At 26.4% G+C, this 21361-nt stretch carries 20 protein-coding genes; 14 read left to right on the top strand and 6 right to left on the bottom strand.

The features are described from left to right. Positions 1 to 4: 4 nt before the first annotated feature. A complete protein-coding gene (locus tag JG676_RS05580) occupies positions 5 to 943 on the bottom strand; it encodes an NAD(P)-binding domain-containing protein (RefSeq protein WP_200217578.1) in 939 nt (312 codons plus the stop codon). Positions 944 to 1010: 67 nt separating this feature from the next. Here JG676_RS05580 and JG676_RS05575 point away from each other — a divergent pair, with 67 nt between their 5' ends. Beyond that, positions 1011 to 2243 carry a glutamate-5-semialdehyde dehydrogenase gene (locus tag JG676_RS05575; protein WP_200217577.1) on the top strand — a complete coding sequence of 411 codons (1233 nt, stop codon included), beginning with the start codon at positions 1011 to 1013 and terminating at the stop codon, positions 2241 to 2243. Between the two features lie 11 nt (positions 2244 to 2254). Here the strand turns inward: JG676_RS05575 and JG676_RS05570 are convergent, their stop codons facing one another. Beyond that, positions 2255 to 2860 (bottom strand): nitroreductase family protein, encoded by a 606-nt coding sequence (locus tag JG676_RS05570; RefSeq protein ID WP_200217576.1) that lies wholly within the window; start codon positions 2858 to 2860, stop codon positions 2255 to 2257. Between the two features lie 101 nt (positions 2861 to 2961). Here JG676_RS05570 and JG676_RS05565 point away from each other — a divergent pair, with 101 nt between their 5' ends. From JG676_RS05565 to JG676_RS05555, 3 genes are read left to right on the top strand one after another with little or no spacing between them, the layout of a single operon-like run. Continuing rightward, on the top strand, positions 2962 to 4125 hold the full coding sequence (locus JG676_RS05565) for an efflux RND transporter periplasmic adaptor subunit (RefSeq protein ID WP_200217575.1): 1164 nt from the start codon (positions 2962 to 2964) through the stop codon (positions 4123 to 4125). Continuing rightward, the gene (locus JG676_RS05560) at positions 4125 to 6050 is read left to right on the top strand and encodes an ABC transporter permease (RefSeq protein ID WP_200217574.1); all 1926 of its coding nucleotides are present in this window, start codon (positions 4125 to 4127) and stop codon (positions 6048 to 6050) included. Before JG676_RS05565 ends, JG676_RS05560 begins: the two co-directional genes overlap by 1 nt. Position 6051: 1 nt before the next feature. Next, complete coding sequence (locus tag JG676_RS05555) at positions 6052 to 7416, top strand: TolC family protein (RefSeq protein WP_200217573.1); 1365 nt, start codon at positions 6052 to 6054, stop codon at positions 7414 to 7416. On the opposite strand, the gene JG676_RS05550 is transcribed toward JG676_RS05555, so the two are convergent. From JG676_RS05550 to JG676_RS05535, 4 genes are read right to left on the bottom strand one after another with little or no spacing between them, the layout of a single operon-like run. Further along, a complete protein-coding gene (locus JG676_RS05550) occupies positions 7400 to 8509 on the bottom strand; it encodes a GDSL-type esterase/lipase family protein (RefSeq protein WP_200217572.1) in 1110 nt (369 codons plus the stop codon). The two genes, JG676_RS05555 and JG676_RS05550, sit on opposite strands and share 17 nt — an antisense overlap. Then, positions 8502 to 9476 carry a DUF459 domain-containing protein gene (locus tag JG676_RS05545; RefSeq protein ID WP_200217571.1) on the bottom strand — a complete coding sequence of 325 codons (975 nt, stop codon included), beginning with the start codon at positions 9474 to 9476 and terminating at the stop codon, positions 8502 to 8504. The genes JG676_RS05550 and JG676_RS05545 overlap by 8 nt, the downstream gene beginning before the upstream one ends. Next, positions 9476 to 10840, bottom strand: a complete 1365-nt coding sequence (locus JG676_RS05540) for an MBOAT family protein (RefSeq protein ID WP_200217570.1) — start codon at positions 10838 to 10840, stop codon at positions 9476 to 9478. The genes JG676_RS05545 and JG676_RS05540 overlap by 1 nt, the downstream gene beginning before the upstream one ends. Before the next feature lie 20 nt (positions 10841 to 10860). Then, complete coding sequence (locus JG676_RS05535; RefSeq protein WP_200170012.1) at positions 10861 to 11361, bottom strand: ferritin; 501 nt, start codon at positions 11359 to 11361, stop codon at positions 10861 to 10863. A 295-nt stretch (positions 11362 to 11656) separates the two neighbouring features. On the opposite strand from JG676_RS05535, the gene JG676_RS08955 reads away from it, so the two are divergent. The 10 genes from JG676_RS08955 (at position 11657) to hypA (ending at position 21156) form a co-directional block, all read left to right on the top strand. Beyond that, positions 11657 to 12028 carry a hypothetical protein gene (locus tag JG676_RS08955; RefSeq protein WP_234126394.1) on the top strand — a complete coding sequence of 124 codons (372 nt, stop codon included), beginning with the start codon at positions 11657 to 11659 and terminating at the stop codon, positions 12026 to 12028. Positions 12029 to 12030: 2 nt separating this feature from the next. Beyond that, a complete protein-coding gene (locus JG676_RS05525; protein WP_200170013.1) occupies positions 12031 to 13347 on the top strand; it encodes an MATE family efflux transporter in 1317 nt (438 codons plus the stop codon). Beyond that, complete coding sequence (locus JG676_RS05520; RefSeq protein WP_200170014.1) at positions 13323 to 13973, top strand: M48 family metallopeptidase; 651 nt, start codon at positions 13323 to 13325, stop codon at positions 13971 to 13973. The genes JG676_RS05525 and JG676_RS05520 overlap by 25 nt, the downstream gene beginning before the upstream one ends. A 12-nt stretch (positions 13974 to 13985) precedes the next feature. Continuing rightward, positions 13986 to 15506, top strand: a complete 1521-nt coding sequence (locus JG676_RS05515; RefSeq protein ID WP_200217569.1) for a hypothetical protein — start codon at positions 13986 to 13988, stop codon at positions 15504 to 15506. After that, entirely contained in the window at positions 15487 to 17676 is a 2190-nt protein-coding gene (hypF, locus tag JG676_RS05510) for a carbamoyltransferase HypF (protein ID WP_200217568.1), read from the top strand. The genes JG676_RS05515 and hypF overlap by 20 nt, the downstream gene beginning before the upstream one ends. 74 nt (positions 17677 to 17750) lie before the next feature. Further along, positions 17751 to 18485: a hydrogenase nickel incorporation protein HypB gene (gene hypB / locus JG676_RS05505; RefSeq protein WP_200217567.1), complete on the top strand. Its 735-nt coding sequence runs from the start codon at positions 17751 to 17753 to the stop codon at positions 18483 to 18485. Next, positions 18485 to 18766: a HypC/HybG/HupF family hydrogenase formation chaperone gene (locus tag JG676_RS05500; protein WP_200217566.1), complete on the top strand. Its 282-nt coding sequence runs from the start codon at positions 18485 to 18487 to the stop codon at positions 18764 to 18766. The genes hypB and JG676_RS05500 overlap by 1 nt, the downstream gene beginning before the upstream one ends. After that, a complete protein-coding gene (gene hypD / locus JG676_RS05495) occupies positions 18750 to 19841 on the top strand; it encodes a hydrogenase formation protein HypD (protein WP_200217565.1) in 1092 nt (363 codons plus the stop codon). Before JG676_RS05500 ends, hypD begins: the two co-directional genes overlap by 17 nt. Beyond that, complete coding sequence (gene hypE / locus JG676_RS05490) at positions 19838 to 20812, top strand: hydrogenase expression/formation protein HypE (protein WP_200217564.1); 975 nt, start codon at positions 19838 to 19840, stop codon at positions 20810 to 20812. The genes hypD and hypE overlap by 4 nt, the downstream gene beginning before the upstream one ends. After that, complete coding sequence (gene hypA, locus JG676_RS05485) at positions 20812 to 21156, top strand: hydrogenase maturation nickel metallochaperone HypA (RefSeq protein WP_200217563.1); 345 nt, start codon at positions 20812 to 20814, stop codon at positions 21154 to 21156. Before hypE ends, hypA begins: the two co-directional genes overlap by 1 nt. Positions 21157 to 21361 lie beyond the last annotated feature (205 nt).

Below are 21361 nucleotides of genomic sequence, written 5' to 3'. Positions count from 1 at the left end.
TAGATTATTTAAGCACAGAAATGATTTTAGCTGCGTCATTTAAACCACAAACTATACTAGCACCATTTTTTGTTGTTATATCTCCTGCAAGAAATATTCCTTTAATATTACTTTCTTTATTTTCATTAATCAAAGGAATTCCTTTATCATCAACACTAACACCACATTTTTGTAAAAAATCAACAGGGGTTGAACCGCCAATAGCGTAAATTATACGATCATAAATTTCAAAGGTCCCATCATTAAATTTTACTTTTGCTTTTGAATTTTCATCTTCTATTTCTATGATATCAATACCTAATTTTAATAATAATTTATTTTGCTTTGCTGCATTTTCTACATCATTTAAATTAGTATCATTTAATCTTGTAAATTTATCTTTTCTATAACAAAGGCAAACTTGATTTTTATTTACTAAATCAACAGCATATTCTGCTGCAGAATTTCCTCCTCCAACAATAAGAATTTTTTCATTATTTTGAACGCTATTAGCATTAAAATTAATTATTTTAGTAAGCGTAGGAGGTAATTTATAATCAGGTTTGTTAGGTTTGCCCATTCTTCCTATGGCTATAATAATATTTTGACATTCATAAGTGTTTTTAGAAGTTGTTACTATAAAACTTTCTTTATCTTGTTTAACGCTTTCTACCTCACTTGAAAATTCTATATTAATATTATGCTCTTTTATTAAAGATTCAAAAGCTTCTATAGTGCTTTCTTTTGTGCCATCTTCAAAAGGAATATGACTATAATTTTCTCCTTCTAAACCTTTATAAGCTTTATCAACTCTTTTTCCATCTTTATAAAATTGTCTTAGAGTTTGGCAAATTTCTTTGGTTTTTTCAAGAATTAAAACTTTTTTATTTTTTAATTTAGCTTCTATGGCACATCCTATTCCAGCTGGACCGGCACCAATAATAATTAAATCTAATTTTTCCACTCTTTTCCTTTTTCATTGAATATTTTTGTATAATTTAACAAGTTTTTTGTAAATAAAGGGTTAAAGAATGAGAAATTTTATTCAAAATATCAAAAAAAACTCCCAAAAGCTTTATGATTTAAATCCTCAATTGAAAGAAAATATTATCTTAGAGTTTGCACAAATTTTAAAAGAAAATTCTGATTTTATTTTAGAAGAAAATTTAAAAGATTTGCATGATTTTAAAAAAGATGATGCCTTAAAAGATAGGCTTTTATTAAATAAAAATCGTTTGAAGGATCTTTGTTTGAGTTTAGAGCAAATTGCTTATTTACAGGATCCTATCGGAAGTATTATAGAAGGCTGGGTTAATGAAGATGGATTATTGATTCAAAAAATAAGAATTCCTATAGGTCTAATTTGTGTTATTTACGAAGCAAGACCCGCTTTAAGTGCTGAGATTATAGCTTTAATGCTTAAGAGTTCTAATGCTTGTATTTTAAAAGGGGGAAGTGAGGCAAAAAATACCAATACAGCTATTTTTACGCTTATAAATAAAGTATTAAGCAAATATCATTTAGGCGATTGTTTTTCTATGTTTTTTAATAAAGATGATGTATATTCTATTTTAAAAATGGATGACTTAATTGATGTTATTATTCCAAGAGGAAGCTCTAAAATGATACAAGAACTTTCTAAAAATACTAAGATTCCTCTAATAAAGCAAGATAAAGGTTTATGTCATATTTTTGTTGATTATAATGCTAATTTAGAAGAAGCTTTAAAAATTGTTATAAATGCAAAATGCCAAAGAGTAAGTGTTTGCAATGCTTTGGAAACTTTATTAGTGCATAAAAGTATTGCTAAAGATTTTTTTAATTTGCTCATTCCTAAACTAAAAGAATTTAAAGTTAAAATTCATACACATAAAAATGCATTATCATTTTTTGAGAATTCAAATTTAGAATTTGCCTTAGCTAGTGATGAAACTTTTTATACAGAATGGCTTTCTTATGAATTAAGTATTAAGATAGTAAATGATTGCCAAGAAGCAATAGAACATATCAATAAATATAGTTCTTCTCATTCAGAAGCTATACTTTCTAATGATTTTAATAATATAGAAAAATTTAAAAAAACTATTCAATCAGCTTGTGTATATATAAATGCTTCAACGCGTTTTAGTGATGGGTCTAAGTTTGGCTTTGGAGGAGAAGTTGGAATTTCTACCAATAAACTTCATGCTAGAGGCCCTATGGGTATTAATGAAATCTGTACTTATAAATATATTATTAACGGGCAAGGACAAATTAGAAACTAAGCGTAGTAAAATTATAAAAATTTTACTACTTCATTAAAGCTAAAACGACTTTTAGTTGGAATTTTTTCTTCATTACTAATTCCTAAGGCTACAATTAAAGTAGCACTTTCTTTTTTAGGATTTAGATTTAAATAAGAATTTAATTTGTCTTGATTAAAACCTCCTATGGTACAAGAGTTTATTTTTAAAGCATTTGCTGCATAAAGTATGCTTGTTAATGCTATATAAGCTTGTTCTCTTGAGTAAGCAATTTTTTGTTTTTCATCTAAAGAGTCTAAAAAAGGCTTATAAGTATTTATTCTTTTTTCAATTTCTTCTTTTGGCATATTTCTTGATTTTAGTTTATTTTCAAAATATTCATCAAAATCAAATCTTGAAGTGATTATAATAAGTGCTGCAGCTGTTTTTACGTGATTTTGATGATTGGCAATTAAAGATATTTCCTCTAATTTCTTTTTATCTTGAATAACATAAAATTTCCAAGGTTCTAACCCTAAAGAACTCGGGCTTAATCTTGCTATTTCTAAAATTTCTTTTAAATCTTCTTCTTTAATTGTTTTATTGCTAAAATTTCTACAAGAATATCTTGTCATAAAAGGTTCTAGTTCTTTTTTCATTTTCTCTCCTTTATAAATTTAATCGTATAAAATTTATATTAAAATTCACATAAAATTTATTTTTGTTAAATAGAATTAATTTTATTTATTGAAGGTTTTAAATGAAATACAAAATTCTTTTTATCGTTTTATTTATAGGCATTATTTTTGGAATTTATTATGGTTTTTTTTATTCTAAAGATAAAATGCAAGTTGTAACTCAAAAAATTCAAAGGAGTAATATCGAACAAAGCATAGAAGCTGTTGGAAAAGTTTATGCTAAAGATCAAGTTGATGTTGGTGCACAGGTGAGCGGTCAGATTATAAAGCTTTATGTTAATGTTGGAGATAAAGTTAAACAAGGTGATTTGATTGCACAAATAGATAAAGATAAACAACAAAATGATTTGGATATTACAAAGGCTAAATTAGAAAGCACAAAAGCAAGTTTGGAAAGTAAAAAAGTTGCTTTTGATATAGCGGCTAAGCAGTATCAAAGAGAGCAAAAACTTTATGCTCAAAAAGCAACTTCTTTAGAAAGTCTTGAAACTCTTAAAAATAATTATTATACGCTTAAAGCAGATGTTGCGGATTTAAATGCACAAGTTATTCAGCTTGAAATCAGTCTTAAAAATGCTCAAAAAGATTTAGGATATACAACAATTAGAGCTCCAATAGATGGTTATATTATTAATGTTGCTGTTGATGAGGGGCAGACTGTTAATGCTAATCAAAGTACTCCAACTATAGTTAGAATTGCAAATTTAGACGAAATGGAAGTAAGAATGGAAATAGCAGAAGCTGATGTTAATAAAATAAAAGTAGGAACAGAAGTTAATTTTGCAGTATTAAGCAATCCGGATAAAAAATATCAAGCTTTAATCTCAAACATAGATCCAGCAGATACTGAAGTAAGTGATTCATCTAGCTCTTCTTCTAGTAGTTCATCTAGCTCTTCTTCTAGTAGTGCAATTTATTATTATGCCAAATTTTTTGTGCCTAATAAAAATAACTTTTTGCGTATTGGAATGAGTATTCAAAATGAAATAATTATTCAAAGTGCTAAAAATGTTATTGTGGTGCCTACTTATACAATTTATAGCGATGCTAATGGCTATTATGTTGAAATTTTAGAAAATAATGAAAAAGTAAAAAAATATATTAAACTTGGAATTCACGATGCTATAAATACCGAAGTTTTAGAAGGGCTTAATGAGAATGAAGAATTAATTATTTCTTTGGATTCTTTGGATAATGTAAAAAATATTAAAAAGATGAGAATGTAATGATATATCTTAAAAATATTTATAAATTTATAAATCAAACTTGTATTTTAGATAATGTCAGTTTAAGTATAGAAAAAGGCGAATTTGTAGCTATTATAGGTCAAAGTGGTAGCGGTAAAACAACTTTGCTAAATATTATTGGAACTCTTGATGAGCCAAGTAAAGGGAGTTATATTTTTGAAAACTATGAAGTAACTTTATTAGATAAAGAACAAAAAGCTAGATTAAGACGTGAAAAAATAGGTTTTATTTTTCAAAGATATAATCTTTTAAGTTTATTAAGCGCGGGTGAAAATATTGCTTTACCTGCTATTTATACTGGAAAAAAAGCATATCAAAGAAACCAAAGAGCAAAAGAACTCTTATCTAGCTTGGAACTAGATCACAAATTTGATTTTAAGCCAAATCAACTAAGCGGAGGACAGCAACAAAGAGTTAGTATAGCAAGAGCTTTGATGAATGGTGGAGATTTGATTTTAGCAGATGAGCCAACTGGAGCTTTAGATAGTAAAAGCGGAATTAAAGTTCTTGAGATTTTGCAAGAGCTCAATAAATTAGGTCATACTATTATTTTGGTAACACACGATAGGGGTATTGCTGCTAAAGCTGGAAGAGTTATAGAAATAAAAGATGGAAAAATTTTAAGTGATACCAATAAAAATACCAAAGAATTTAATGAAAAGCTAGAGCCTTTTTCACCAGAGATAAAAACATTTGATCTTTTAAAAAATCAGATTGCAGAGAGTTTTAAAATCGCTTTTACCTCTATTATTGCTCATAAGTTAAGATCAATACTTACAATGCTGGGAATTATTATAGGCATTGCGTCAGTTGTGTGTGTAATTGCTTTAGGACTTGGTTCTCAAGAAAAAATTCTTTCTTCTATTTCTAGACTTGGAACCAACACAATTGAAATTATTCCAGGTAAAGGATTTGGAGATTTAAGATCTGGCAAAACAAGATTTAATTTTAGTGATTTAAATACTTTAAGATCTTTAGAATATTTAGATGCAGTAGAAGCAAGATCTACGACTTCTGGAGTGGTAACTTATAAGAATATTTCTTTAAATGCAAGAGGCGAGGGAGTTGGTGTAAATCAGTTTAAAATTAAAGGTTTAGAATTAGAAGTAGGAACTTTACTTAGTGATGATGATATTAAAAATAGTTCTAATGTTGTTGTACTTGATTACAACGCTAAAAAGAATATATTTAAAAATGAAAATAGTAAAGATATTTTAGGTCGTATTATTATTTTTAAAGATCAACCTTTTAAAATTATAGGAGTCTTAAAACAAGATACAAATAAATTCTTTGAAGATAATACAGTACGTCTTTATGTGCCTTATACAACTTTAATGAATAAGCTAACCGGAGACAGAAATTTAAGAGAAATCATAGTAAAAGTTAAAGATAGTGTAAGTTCTTCCTTAGCCGAAAGTGCTGTTGTTAGAATTTTAGAGATTAAGCGTGGAAATAAAGACTTTTTTACTATAAATTCAGATAGCATTAAAAAGGCTATAGAAGAAAATCAACGCACTACAACCATTTTAACCGCATCTATTGCTATTATTGCTTTAATTGTTGGTGGTATAGGAGTTATGAATATTATGCTTGTTTCAGTGAGTGAAAGAACAAAAGAAATAGGAATCCGTATGGCAATAGGAGCTAGAAAAGAGGATATTTTAATGCAGTTTTTAATCGAGGCAATAATGATATGTTTGGTTGGTGCTGTTTTAGGGGTAATTTTATCCATAGCAATAGTTTTTTCTTTCAATGCCTTTAGCGTTGATTTTCCTATGATACTTTCGAGTGGATCTATTATTTTAGGTTTATTAAGTTCCATTTTTATTGGAGTCGTTTTTGGTTTTTTCCCAGCAAAAAATGCTGCTAATTTAAATCCTATCAATGCTTTATCTAAGGAATGAGATGAAAAATATAATATTTTTTTTCGTATTTATTTTTTTAAGTGCTTGTGCAACAAGTAATATTTCTATAGTGAAAGAAAAAACTCTTTCTCAAAACGAGTTAAAAGATTTAAATACCACAAAAGAATGGTGGAAATTATATGATGATAAAAAACTTGATGAGTTTATTTTTTTTGTATTAGAAAATAACACCGATATTAAGGTGGCTAAAACAAATTTTTTAATGGCATTATCAAGAGCTGATTTAATCAATTATGATTTATATCCAACCTTAAGTGCAAATTTAGGTTTTTCAAGTTCAAGAAATTTAAATCAAGGAATTCACTCAAATAATTTTTCAAATTCTTTAAATTTAAACTATGAACTTGATATTTATTCTAAGATTTCTGATGAGGTTAATGCAAGAGAATTTGATGCAAGAGCTAGTGCATATGATCTAGAGAGTTTAAAATTAAGCATTATTAATTCCACGATTAATAATATTTTTGAATTAGCTTATTTTAATGATGTTAGCATTCTTTTAAAAGAATATATCCTAAATTTAGAACAAATGAAAAATCTTTATAATTTTAAATACGAACTTGGAAAAATCGAAAATCTTGATTTATTAAATATTGATCAAAGTTTATTAAAAGCAAAACAAAATTTACTTTCCAATGAACAAAATAAAGAATTATTGCTTAAAAATCTAAAAGATCTTATAGGAAAACAAGAAGGTTTTGCTTACCTTGAATATTTTAAGAATTTATCTCTTAAAGATTTTAAAAATTTAAATGTAAATTTTAATATTCCTTTAGATGCTTTATTTTATAGACCTGATGTTTTAGCTAAATTAAATAATTTAAAAGCAGCATTTAAAGATTATTCTAGTGTAAAAAAATCTATGTTTCCTGCTATTTCATTAGGTGCAGGTTTTAGTGGAAATGATGCAAAATTTGATGATAGTTTTAAATTTTCTTTTTTAGATGGTAATATTAAAATTTCTCTTCCTTTTTTAGATTATGCAAGGTTGAAGAAAAATATCAAAATTTCTGAGTATTCTTATGAAATTTTAGTTTTTGAATATGAGCAAGTCTTACAAAGCGCTATTAATGAATTTGTGTATTATTCTAAAAATTATGAAAATACTATTAAAATATTAAATAATCTTGAAAAAATAAATTTAAAACAAGAACAAATTACTAAGGCTTATTTGCAAAAATATGAACTAGGAAAAAGCGAACTTAAAGATTATTTAGATGCCAAAAATAGCTTAAATTCTTCATTGCAAGAATATTTAAGAGCTAAATTTAATCTTTTATCTGTTATTAATACTTATTATCAAATCATAACGATATATTATGATGATATCAATGAACAGCATTGAGAGTTTTTATAAGATCTTGATACATTTTTTTAGCCATAACTTCATAACCTTTGATGCTCAAATGAACATCTTTTAATGAAAGTTTTTGGCTTATCCAATAGTCTTTTCCTTTATTGTCTTTCATAAAACTATGCATATCAAAAATTAAAGCTTTTTCTTCTTTTGCTATCTCATAAAGACTTTTTCTTATGGCAAAAAAATGAGAATTAGGTTCTTTTATAGTTGGCGGAGAGATTATAATAAAAACTGCATTTTTATTAATTTGTTTTAAAATATGAATAAATTTTTTTAAATCATATTTAAATGTTTTTTTATCAAAATTATTATATAAAGCATCATTGGTTCCATAAGCAAGTATGATTAAATCTTGTTTTAAAATTTTAAGCTCTTCTTTGCTTACTTTTAAATTCCATTCTTTCCATAAATTACTTTTTGCTCCATTTATAGCAAGAGTATCTAAAAAAAGATTATTTTTATTTTTATTATAAATTATATATCCGCCAAGTTTTGCATCTTTAGCTAAAGCCGTAATTTTAAATGGAAAATCAAGCTCTATTTCTTTATAAGACCATTTATTTTTTTTACTTTTTAATTTATAGGTCTTATTATTTTCATCTTTAATCATAAAAGCATAATCATTAGATGGACTTTTAAAGATGAAACCTACATTAAATTTTTTAGAACTTAACTTTGTATCTATAACAATGTAAGCATTTTTTTTTAAGGCATTTGCTATAACCCCGCCTAATGGATAATTAATATTTTTAGAGGTTTGAGAGTTGAGAATTTCAAAATTTTTAAATTCATAAGTTAAATTTGAGTTTTGTTGATATTTTGGCTGGATAGCATAGACAAAACCTAATGCATTTGTTTTAAAAAATAAAGTTCTTAAAGTATTAGGAAAAAAGTCTGCAGCTATATGAGAATCTCCATAAATTCTGATTCCTAAATTTTTCTTTTCTTCGATTTTTTGTTTAAGCAATCTTAAAGATTTATTATCTGCATAATTGCTAATGCAATTTTTAGTATCTAATGAAATAGCATTTAAAAAAATACAAGAAAAAGCTATAAAAATAGAAATATTTTTAATCATTCTTATCCTTAATTTTTATATATTGCATAAGAAGTTCTGACATTTTTTTAGCACCTGTTGGAGTAAAATGAATTCCATCATCTGTTCTCATTTTAACACTTTTATTGTTTTCATTTATAATATAAGTTGAAAATTTATTTTCATAACTAAAAAATGTTTTAGTCGGAATAAAAATCTCATTATTGTTTGTTACAATATTTTCATAAATATTATTTAATATAATAATTTTTTTATTTAAATCTTCTTTTTTTACTGGAGGAATCTCATACCAAAATATTTTTACATTATATTTTTTAGCGATATTTATAAGCTCTTGTACTCTATGAGTATAAATTTGAAGCCATGATAAAGAATTAAAATGATGATAAATTCCATTTTTTTTGATATCCCAAGGATCATTTACGCCTAGCAAAATAACTAAATACTTGATATTAGGATTTTTTTGCAAAGTTGTTTGTGTAGTATTTGCCCAGTTAAAATATGATTTATAAGAAAGCCCTGTATTTTGTTTGCTAAGATTCATGGTTTTTATGCCTAAATTTTTTAAGTCTTTATTTAAAGCTACAGCAACCCCTTGCATTAAAGAATCTCCAATAAATAAAAAGCTATCTTTAGGATTTATATAAGTTATGGATTTTAAATTGTTTGTAGTATTGGTTTCTTGTATAATATTTGTTTTTATTTGTTCTAAATAATTTGAAGTGTTGAGCTCTTTTGAGTTATTATCTTCTAAAATATTATTATCAGTATCTAGATCTTCTTTAGATGTATTTTGTTGATTTATAATAATATTTTTAATCTCTTCTAATTTTACTTTTAAAGAATTTGCTTCTTTTAATATAGTATTTTGTGGATAAAAAATAAAATGATATTTTTGTTCTAAATAAGAACTTATGCTTTCATTCATCACTAAAACAACTAAGAAGAAACTGCAAAATAATACAAATAAAAATTTTAAAATATTCATTAAAAACTCGAGTAAATGAAATTTGGGATTTCGTTAGGAATAAAAGTAAAAATCAAAAGCAATAAAAAGGCTATTATAATTGGTTTTAATATTAGCGGGGTTACTTGTAAAATTTGAGTGCAATTCTTTTTATAATTGATAAAAGAAGGATAAACTATAAAAAGAATGAAAAAAATAATTAAAATATAAAAAGTTTTATAATCAGGAATTAAGTAGAAATTTTCATAACAAGCTTTTAAATATTCAAAGCTATCATCTAATTTAGAATAATAAAAAAATATCCAAGTAAAACATATAAAGTGAAAAGTTATAAATCTTGCTATAAAAGGAAATTTTTTAAGTTTAAAAGGCATTGCGTGATTGAATATCACTCCAAAACTATGCAATAAACCCCAGATAAAAAAATTAATTGTATTTCCATGCCAAATTCCAGAAAGACAAAAAGCAATTATGATATTTAAATAAGTTCTTAAATGACCTTTTTGATTCCCTCCTAAAGGAATATAAATATATTCTTTTATAAAATTAGAAAGACTTATATGCCATCTTGCCCAAAAATCTTTTAAATTAGTAGCCAAATACGGCATATTAAAATTAATAGGTAAATTAAATCCAAGCATTAAAGCAAAAGCACTAACTAAATCTATATATCCACTAAAATCGCAATAAATTTGTAAAGCATAGGCATAAATAGCACTTAAAAGTTCTAAAAAACTATAATTTTGAGGATAATCTAAAATTTCTTTAGAGTAAATTTCTAAATAATTTGCTAAAAACACTTTTTTAAAAATGCCAAAAAGTAATAAAACAAAAATAAGATCTATATTGTTAAAATCTCTTTTTTTAAAGATTTGATTAAAAAAGAATTCACTCTTCATTATAGGACCTAAAAGAAGAGTCGGAAAAAAGCTAAGATAAATAGCAAGATTGATAAAACTTTCAACTTTATGTTTTTTATAAACACTAACAAGATAAGTAATGGAATTGAAAGTATAAAAACTAATTCCTATTGGAAAAACAATATCAATACTTAAAAAATCTAAGCCTAAATAATTAAAAACAATATTTAAATCATCTTTAATATCTGAAAAATATTTAAAAAAACAAAGATTTAAAATAACAGATATAATTGAAATAAAAAGAATATATTTTTTTTCTCTTGTAAAAATAAGCAAGGCAAAATAATGAATAAAAAAAGTATAAACTAATAAAATTAAAGCAAAATAAGGATTTATAAGAGTATAAACCAAATAGCTAAATAATAAAACTAAAATATTTTGTATTTTGTAATATTTTTTAAAAATCCAATAAATTATAAAAAAGGCCGATATTAAAATGCTAAATTCTAAAGAAAAAAAAGTCATTTTTATCGGCAAAATCGGAATTATTTTTTAGCTTGTGCTAAATTTTTTATATATTGATCTGCTAGATAAAGACCATTTCCATGATCTCCAATAAGCTTGATTTTATCAACTATACCTCTAAATAAAGCCTCTTCTTCATGTTGTTCGCTTACATACCATTGTAAAAAATTAAAAGTAGAATAGTCTTTATGTGCTAACATATGTTCAACTAAGGTATTAATTGATTTTGTGATAAATTGTTCATGCTCAAAAGTTTTTTCAAATACATCAAGTAAAGAAGAAAAATTTTGTTCAGGTTGTTTAATTTCTTTAAGATCAACATGAGAATCTGTTTCGTTTAGATAAGTAATTAAACGTTTTGCATGATCACTTTCTTCACTAGCATGATTAAATAAAAAAAGTCCAGCCCCATCAAGACTATTTTCATAACACCAAGAGCTCATGCTAAGATATAAATTTGCTGCGTACATTTCTTTATTTATTTGTTCATTAAGTAATTTTACAACTTCCTTAGAAAGCATTTTTATCTCCTTTTAAATTTTAAAAAGTATTTCTATAATGATATATTATTTTTTTAAAAATAAAATAAAACTTAAAAGGTTAAAAATAAAATTTTAAATATTTTTAAAATAAGATAATATTTTTTATCATAAATTTAAAACTTATAAAATAGGTTGATATGGTATGATAAATTACAATAGAGTTTTAGTTTAAAATAGCAAAACTTGCTTATAATATATTTTTGGTTAAGATTTATATAAAAAAAAGTATATTTTTATTAAAATCATATCTTTAAATATTTTTTAAGGATATGATTTGTTTAGGGAATTTTTAAAACTTAGCGAAGAGCCTTTAAAAAGCAAGATTAAGGATTTGTATTTTTCTAAGTTTAATTATGTAGGCACTAAGATTGATTTTTGTATCACTCAAAATTTAGGACTTTTGGGTGAAATTAATTTGCTTTGGGCTGAAGCTAAACAAGGAAAAAGCGAGCTTAAAAAGTCTTTTGTAAAACCTGTTTTTATCATAGAAAAATATAAATTTCATATAAGACAAATTCTAATTTTACTTTACAATGCAAGGGATAAGTATTATAAAATTTTATTTAATGATTTAAACACAGCCTTAAATGCTTTAGCTAAAAAGTTAGAGCCAAAAATTTATGAATACGGCTTTTTAAAAGAATAATCATGGCAAAAAAACAACTTTCTTTAACAAGACTTAGTATTCCTATATTTTGGGACTTGCTTTCTAAATATTTAACTGTGATTATAAATACCGCTATGGTATCGCATTATTCTAATTTTCTTGTGGGTGCCATGGGAGCTGGAAATCAAATTTTAGATCTTTTTATAACTATTTTTTCATTTTTAAGCGTAGGTTGTAGCGTAGTAATAGCTCAAGCTATTGGAGCAAGAGATCATATTTTAGCAAGAAAAGTGATCCATCAAAGCTTGTTTTTAAATGCGCTTTTAGGTTTTGTATGTGGAGCACTTATTTTATGGCATGGAGAATATTTACTTTATCTTTTAAAAATTCCACAAGAATTGCTTAAAGATAGTGAAATTTATTTACACATGCTTGCAATTTGTTTGTTTTTTGATGCTATAGGCATTGTTTTAGCAGCCATTGTAAGGGTTTATAATATGGCTTATTGGGTGATGCTTATAGGATTTTTAATGGATATAGTGGTAATTGGGGGAAATTATTATGTTTTACACTATACAAAATTAGAGCTTTTTGGAGTAGGGCTTAGTAATATTTTTGCACGTATTGTTGCTATAGTTGCTTTGCTTATCATACTTTTTTATAAACTTCAAATTCATCTTAAAATCAAAGAAATGATTAAACTTGAAAAAGAAGTTTTAAAAAAGGTTTTAAATATAGGTGGATTTTCAGCAGGAGAAAATCTTTTGTGGATAGTGCAATATACTATAGCTTTTGCTTTTGTAGCAAGCTTAGGTGAAGCAAGTTTAGCTGTACAAACGATTTATTTTCAAATTTCAATGCTTATTATGCTTATAGGACAAGCTACGAGTATAGCCAATGAAATCATAGTGGGAAAATTAGTCGGTGCTAGATATGAAAATATTGCTTATAAACACGCTTGGCGTGCTTTATATTTTAGTGTTATAGCGAGTGCTTTAGTAGCACTTTTAAATTATCTTTGTCAAGATTTTACTATGCAAGCTTTAGGTTTAAAAGAAGAATTAAAAAATTTAATGATACCCTTATTTGCTCTTTCAATCTTTCTTGAAATTTCACGCACTTTTAATATAGTCATGGTAAATTCTTTGCGTGCAAGCGGTGATGCGAAATTTCCATTTTTTAGTGGTCTTGTTTTTATGATGGGTGTATCTTTACCAGTAGGCTATGTGCTTTGTTTTTATTTTAATCTTGGAATTTTAGGTATTTGGATAGGTTTTTGTGCAGATGAGTTTTTGCGTGGAATGGTAAATTCATATAGATGGAAAAGTAAAAAATGGCAAGGCAAAGCTCTAGTTTAAAATCTTTTATTTATAAAAATGAGTGTTATTTTTATACTAAAAAACGTATAAAAAGTTTAAGATTGAGATTAAATGAAAAAGGCGAATTTATTCTTAGTATTCCTTATTTTTGCACTTTTAAAAATGTTTATGAATTTTTAGATAAATCAAGTTTTTGGATAAACGAAGCTAAAGAAAGATTTTACAAAAAAGCTTTAAAAAATGATGAATTAATTTTTTTAAGCAAAAAATATAAAATTATTTTTGATGAAAACACTAAAAAAACTTATTTTGATAAAGATAATATCATTACCCCAAATAAAATGAAACTAGATTTGTTTTTAAAACAAAATGCTAAAAAAATTTTTAGTTTTTATCTTAAAAAATGGTCTTTAAAAATAGGGGTTAATTTTACACATTTAAGCATTAAAAATATGAAAACACGTTGGGGATCTTGTAACCACAATAAAGCCTATATTAATTTAAATTTAAAACTTTTACAAAAGAGTTTAAAAGCTATTGAATATGTCATTTTGCACGAGTTAAGTCATATTAAATATCCAAATCATAGTAAAGAATTTTATGATTTTTTATACAAATTTATGCCAGACTTTAAAAAAAGAGAAGCGGAATTTAAAACAAATTAAGAAGGATAAAAATTGATTTTAGAATTTAAGTTTAATTATATAGGCGATAATGATGTTTTTGAGTATTTGCTTAATTTTTATGCAAAAGACTATATTTATGATATTTTAATAAATGATGAAGAATATATTCTTAAGATCAAAGCAGATCCTGATAAATTAAATGATTTTTGCAATTCTTTAAACAATATGTCCCATAGTATATTTTTAACAGGATTTGAGGTAAAAGAAGGAGATGATTTTAAGCCTTTATACAAACAAAAAGAAATTTTTGAAAAATATACTTTATTGAGTTTTTTAAATTCTAATGCCTATGCTAAAGAAAATATTTTATTAGAAAATGAATGGGGTCAATTTTGTGATATTTCACTTTCTTTTGATGGTAAAAATTTTGAAAAAATCGATAAAAATAATTTTCACTCTTTGCTTTCTAAAACATTAGATATTATTAAAAAAGATGAAAAAATATGGATTAAAAATCATAAAGGAATTTATACTATACATCTTTTTGATAAGGAATTTAAAGAAGATTTTTTAATGCCTTGTGATATTAAGGCAATCTCTTCTATCTTTGTATGTTCTAATGAGCAATTAAAATTTTTAGCAAGTTTTGAAAAGCCTTTAATGGCTTTTAAATTAAATGCATTATTTAGGCAAAAATATGATTTAAAAATTGATAAATTTTTATTAAAACTTGCTGAAGATATTTTTTTATTTGCCCTAGGTTATGAACTTTTTAAAGAAAATTTTCATTTTTTATCATTTAAAAAAGTTGAAAATTTTATAGATGATTTTAAAATATTAAATGTCAAAGATAAATTTGTTGTATTAGAGGGCTTTGAATTTATACATTCTAAAATTAGAGCTTTAATTTTTTCCAAAAATGATAAAAATATGGCTAGAATTTCTTATCTTACTTCACGTTTTAAACAAAAAAGTTTTATTTTAGAGCTTAGCAAAGAATATGATGATATTTTATTACTAGATAAAGAAATTAATTTATTAAAAATCACTTTACCTAATCACTCAAAAAAGATATATAGCGAACTTGAAAATGACCCTACAGGAAAAAGACTTTTAGATAATTTCCAAAAAGAATTTAAACTTTTAGATGAAGAATTTGAAAGTAAAAACAATTTCTTTTCTTTATTGTGCATCATAGGAAGAATGCTAAATTTAAATCAAGATTTCAAAAAAGCAGGGCTTGTTTTACTTCAATTAAGCGATCAATCAAGATTAGCCAAGGGTGTTAAGATTGATTTTAAATTAAATGACAATAAAGAATTTGATTATATAAAAACTTTACGCTCTATTATGAGTTTTATGTTAGCAGGAGTTGGTGCTCAAGATATTTCTTATGGAGTGATTGAAAGTTTGTCATATTTTTTACGTGATTTTTATGATGAATTAAAACAAAAAGATAAAACCCAAGTTGTTTTAATTAGCGGAAGCTTATTTGAACATAAAAGTTTGCTTGAAAATGTTTTCAAGCATATTAAAGATTGTAGATTAAGCAATGTGCCACTTAGGGTATAAGATCAAAATTTCAGGTTTGGTTCAAGGTGTGGGTTTTAGACCCTTAGTTTATGAGTTAGCTTTAAAATTTAAACTTTTTGGAGAGGTAAGAAATGATGGCTTTGGCGTAGAAATCATTCTTGCTTGCACTCAAAAAGAATACACAAATTTTATAAAAAATTTAAAAACTCATCTTCCACCTTTAGCAAGGATAGATCATCTTACAATTACTCAAATTCCTATTTCAAATTATACTCAATTTAGTATAACTCCTTCTTTAGAAAATGCAAAAAGCACTCCTATGCTTAGCGATTTTGCACTTTGTAAAGAATGTAAAAAAGAATTTTTTGATGAAAAAAATCCACGCTTTTTATATCCTTTTATCACTTGCACACATTGCGGGCCCCGCTTTAGCATTATTAAAAGCCTTCCTTATGATAGGGCTAATACCTCTATGCAAGAATTTATTATGTGTGAATTTTGTAAAAGTGAATATGAAGATCCAAAAAATAGGCGTTTTCACGCTCAGCCCATAAGTTGTCCTAAATGTAAAATTAGTGTTTTTCTTAAAGACCAAAAGGGCACAATTTTAGCTAAAGATAAAGAAGCTTTTATGCAAAGTGCAAATTTTTTAAAAGAAGGTAAAATTCTAGCTATTAAAGGTATGGGTGGTTTTCATTTAATGTGTGATGCTTTTAATGAACAAGCATTAAAAGCGCTAAGACTCAGAAAAAAGCGTCCTAAAAAACCCTTTGCTTTGATGTGTAAAGATTTAAAAAGTGCTAAAGAACTTGCCTTTATAGATGAAAAAGAAGAAGCTTTATTAAATGGAGTTTTAGCTCCTATTGTGATTTTAAAAGCTAAAAAAGACTTTTCTTTAATTGCTCCTGAAGTTAATAAACTAGGCATTATGTTAGCTTATACTCCTTTACACCTTTTGCTTTTTGAGTATTTTAAAGGAACTCTTGTGGCAACAAGTGCAAATTTAAGCGGAGAAAGCATTATTAAAGATGAGTTAAATTTATGTCAAAAACTTAGTGGAGTTTTTGATTTTTATTTAGATTATGATAGAGAAATTATAAATGCAAGCGATGATAGCATTGCTCAAGTGGTAAATGGTGCAACTATGTTCTTACGCACTTCAAGAGGATTAAACCCTTTTTATTTAGAAAGTAATTTTGATAAAAAAGGCACTTTTTTAGCCCTAGGTGCCGAACTTAAAAACGAATTTGTAATTTTTTATGAAAATAAACTTTTAATTTCTCCTTATATAGGCGATTTAAAAAGTGTTGATGTATATGAAAGATTTTTTAAACTTTTAGATTTTTTCAAACAAAATTATGATTTAGAATTTGAAGCAGTTTTATGTGATAAACATCCACATTTTGCCTATACTAAAGAGTTTGAAAATAGGGTTAAAATTTCTCATCATTATGCGCATTTTTGTGCAGCTTATTTTGAATATGAAAAAGAATTTTTAAAAGATGAAAAGGCTTTAGCTTTTATTTGCGATGGAACAGGCTACGGAGAAGATGGTAAAATTTGGGGTGGGGAAGTTTTTATAGGAAATTTAAAAGAGTATAAAAGAATAGCTCATTTTGAAAATTTTACTCTTATAAATAGTGATATTAAAAATATACAAAACTTAGCCTTAAGTTTGATTTGGCATTTTGATTTAGAAGATAAAGCTAAGGAATTTTTAGTCAAAATTCCAAAAATAAAACTTGAAAATCTTAGAAAAATTTATTCTCATTCTAATTTGCAAACAAGCTCTTTAGGGCGTATTATTGATGCTTTTGGAAGCATAGTTTTTAATATAGAAAAAAGTTCTTATGAAGCACAAATTGGCTTAATGTGTGAAGCCTTTTATGATAAAAATCTTGATTTTTCTTATAAACTTTTTATAGAAAAAGGACAAATTAATTTTAAAAGTTTGATTTTAGGGGCTTTGCAAGATGAAAAAAGCAAAGCTATTACAGGTATGTTTAATGCTTTGGCAAATTTTATCATAGAATTTAGTAAAGATTATGATTTAAAAGTGCTTTTAAGTGGAGGAGTTTTTCAAAATAAAACCTTACTTGAAATTTTAAAAGCTAAAGAATTTAACTTTTTTGTGCCTTTAAAATATCCTTGCAATGATAGTTCTATTGCTTTAGGACAAATGGTACATTATTTAAATTCAAAAAAATAAAAAAATATTTTAAAACTCATAATTTTTTAATGCTTTTAAGGCTAAAATGAAGTAAAAACTAAAAGGAAAAAACAATGTGTAAAGATTGTGGCTGTTCTATAAATTCAACTCATACTCACGATCACCATCATCACGAAAATCCAAGTCTAAAAGAAAGTAAAACCATAGAAGTAATTTCTAAAATATTAGATAAAAATGATGAAGAAGCAAAACACAACAGAGCTCATTTCAATGAAACAAACACGCTTTGTATTAATTTAATGAGTTCTCCAGGTAGTGGTAAAACAACGCTTTTAGAAAAAACTATCAAAGCTTTAAAAGATGAGTTTAAAATTGCTGTGATTGAAGGAGATTTAGAAACCAATAACGATGCCCTAAGAGTAAGAGATGCTGGAGCTTTAGCATATCAAATTACTACAGGACAAAGTTGTCATTTAGATGCTTTTATGGTGCATAAGGCTTTACATCATTTAGATATTAAAGATATAGATTTACTTTTTATAGAAAATGTAGGCAATTTAGTTTGCCCTGCAAGTTATGATTTAGGAGAGCATTTAAATGTGGTCTTGCTTTCTGTAACTGAAGGTAGCGATAAACCACAAAAATATCCTGTAATGTTTAAAAAAGCAGATATTGTATTAATTACAAAGGCTGATTTGGCACATCATTTTGATTTTGATATTAAAGAAGCTACTAGGCTTATCAAAGAATTAAGTCCTAGAGCTGATATCATTACTCTTGATGCAAAAAATGGCACAAATATGGAGCTTTGGTATAAAGTGCTTAAACTCAAAAAGGAGCTTTTTTAATGTGTTTATCTATACCTTCTGAAATTTTAGAAATAGATGAGTTAAATAATGCTTTAGTGCAAACTTTAGGCGTAAAAAGAAAAGTAAATTTAGATCTTATTGATGAGCCTCTAAAACAAGGTGATTATGTTTTAATCCACGTTGGAGTTGCTATGGAAAAAATCGACAAAGAAGCTGCACTAGAGAGCATTAAAACCTATCAAGAAATAGTAGAAAAAATGAATAGCGGGGAGATAAAAAGTAATGAGGGGGATTTAGGTTTAAATGAATTTTATCGATGAATTTAGAGATAAAGAAAGTATTTTAGCCCTAAAAAAACTTATAGAACAAGAGCTTAAAAATCCTGTCAATATTATGGAGATTTGTGGCGGACATACTCATAGTATTATGAAGTATGCCCTACCTTCCATTTTACCAAAAGAGATAAATTTTATTCATGGACCAGGTTGTCCAGTTTGTGTAATGCCAAGAGAACGTATTGATATAGCTATTAAATTAGCTTCGATGAAAGATACTATTTTTTGCACCTTAGGAGATCTTTTAAGAGTGCCTGGTAGTGAGTTTTCTTTGCTTGATTTAAGAGCTAAAGGAGCTGACATTAGAGCGCTTTACTCTCCACTTGAAGTTTTAGATCTTGCTAAAAAAAATCCAGATAAAATCATTATCTTTTTTGCCATAGGCTTTGAAACTACTACACCTATGAGTGCCTTACTTCTTGAAAAAGTGATAAAAGAAAATTTAAATAACGTCTTTTTTCATATCAATCATATCACCGTTCCAGCTCCTATTGAAGCGATTATGAGTGATGAAAATGTAAAAATCAATGCCTTTTTAGGTCCTTCTCATGTAAGCGTGATCACAGGTTATGGTATTTATGAGCCTTTAGCTATCAAATTTAAAACTCCTATTGCCGTAAGTGGTTTTGAACCAGTAGATATTTTGGAAAGCATTTTAAATATCATAAAACAAAACAATGAAGGCAAATTTGAAGTATTTAATCAATACAAAAGAGCTGTAAGTAAAGAAGGCAATGTCAAAGCTCAAAATTTAGTTAAAAAATATTTTCAAGTATGTGATTTTGAATTTCGTGGCTTAGGACTTATTAAAGATGGAGGCTTAAAGCTAAAAGAAGAATTTAGCACCTATGATGCAGGTAAAAAGTTTGATTGCACTGTGCAAAGCAAAAATGAAAATAAAGCTTGTATTTGTGGGCAAATTTTAAGAGGTTTAGCCAAGCCTTATGATTGTAAAGTTTTTGCTAAAGCTTGCACTCCAAAAAATCCCATAGGAAGTTGCATGGTTTCAGGTGAAGGAGCTTGTGCAGCATATTATAAATATTCAAAGGTGAATACATGAAAAATATTTCCTTAGCTCATGGGGGTGGCGGAGAAGAGATGAATGAGCTTTTAACTAAGCTTTTCAAGATCTTTAATAATGAAATTTTAAATGCAAACAATGATGCAGCGATTTTGGGCAATTTAGCCTTAAGTACAGATTCTTTTGTATTAAGTCCGATTTTTTTAGATGATGAGATCAATATCGGCAAACTTTGTGTTTGTGGTTCTATTAATGATATTTTAATGGTAGGAGCAAAGCCAAAATATCTAAGTTTAGGACTTATTTTAGAAGAGGGTTTTGAGCTAGAAAAACTAGAACGCATTTTAAAAAGTATCAAAAAAGAGTGTGAAAAATGTGGTGTAATGCTAGTTTGTGGCGATACTAAAGTTGTTCCTAAGGGCAAAGGTGATGAGATTTATATCAACACCACTGCCTTAGGAGAGATCATTGCTAAAAAAGAAAGTAAAAATATCAGAGCAGGGCTTAGTATACTTGTTTCAGGCGATATAGGAAGACACGGAGCTAGTGTTTTAATCAAAAGAAATAATCTAGAAGCTAATATTAAAAGTGATTGTAAAGCTTTAGATAAAGAGGTTTTGGAACTTTTAGAAAAAGATATCAAAGTCATTGCTATGCGTGATGCAACACGAGGCGGACTTAGTGCGGTTTTAAATGAGTGGGCAAAACAAAGCGGAAATGATCTTTTAATTTTTGAAGAAAAAATTACCATACAAGATGAGGTTTTAGGACTTTGTGAGCTTTTTGGCTATGAAGCATATGAACTTGCCAATGAAGGTACTTTTATACTTTGCGTAGAAAAAGAAGATGAGTTAAAAGCCTTAGAAATTCTAAAAAAATACAATGCGAATGCGAGTATTATAGGTGAAGTTTTAGAAGAGAAAAAAGCACGCGTGATTTTACAAAATGCTTATGGAGCTAAACGCTTTTTAGAAAGCCCTAAAGGCGAACTTCTACCAAGAATTTGCTAATGCACGAATTAAGTATAGTAGAATCTTTAATCGAACTTTGCGAAGAAAACGCCCTAAGCAATAATGCCAAAAATGTGCAAGAAATTTATGTAAAAATCGGGCGTTTAAGTGGTATAGAAGTTGATCTTTTTAAACGTTGCTTTGAAACTTTTAAAGAAAACTCAAATTTTTGCAAAAATGCTAAACTTTTTATAGAGCTTGCCCCGCTTGAAATTTTGTGTTTAAATTGTAATCAAACAAGTATTTTAGAAGAAAATATTTTTAAATGTCCTAAGTGTGAAAGTATAGAATACAAAGTCACACAAGGCGAAGACTTGTACTTAATGCGACTTGTGATGGGATAAAATTTAAAACGGATAATTTTAGATTTATCAGCAAAATTAGTGAAAATATTTTTAAATTTAAAAACAAACCAATAAATTAAAAAATATTTTTTATATAAATAAAGCTCCAATATATTTTAAATTTAAAAATAAAACTAATATTATTTAATAGTTTTATTTTTATTCTTTCAAAGATTATTATATTAAACTGATTAGTTTTTATTTT

The organism is Campylobacter sp. 2018MI34 (assembly GCF_016598975.1).
Classification (GTDB): Bacteria; Campylobacterota; Campylobacteria; order Campylobacterales; family Campylobacteraceae; genus Campylobacter_D.
The sequence above is the reverse complement of the archived record's forward strand: the minus strand, read 5'-3'. Positions and strand labels throughout refer to the sequence as shown.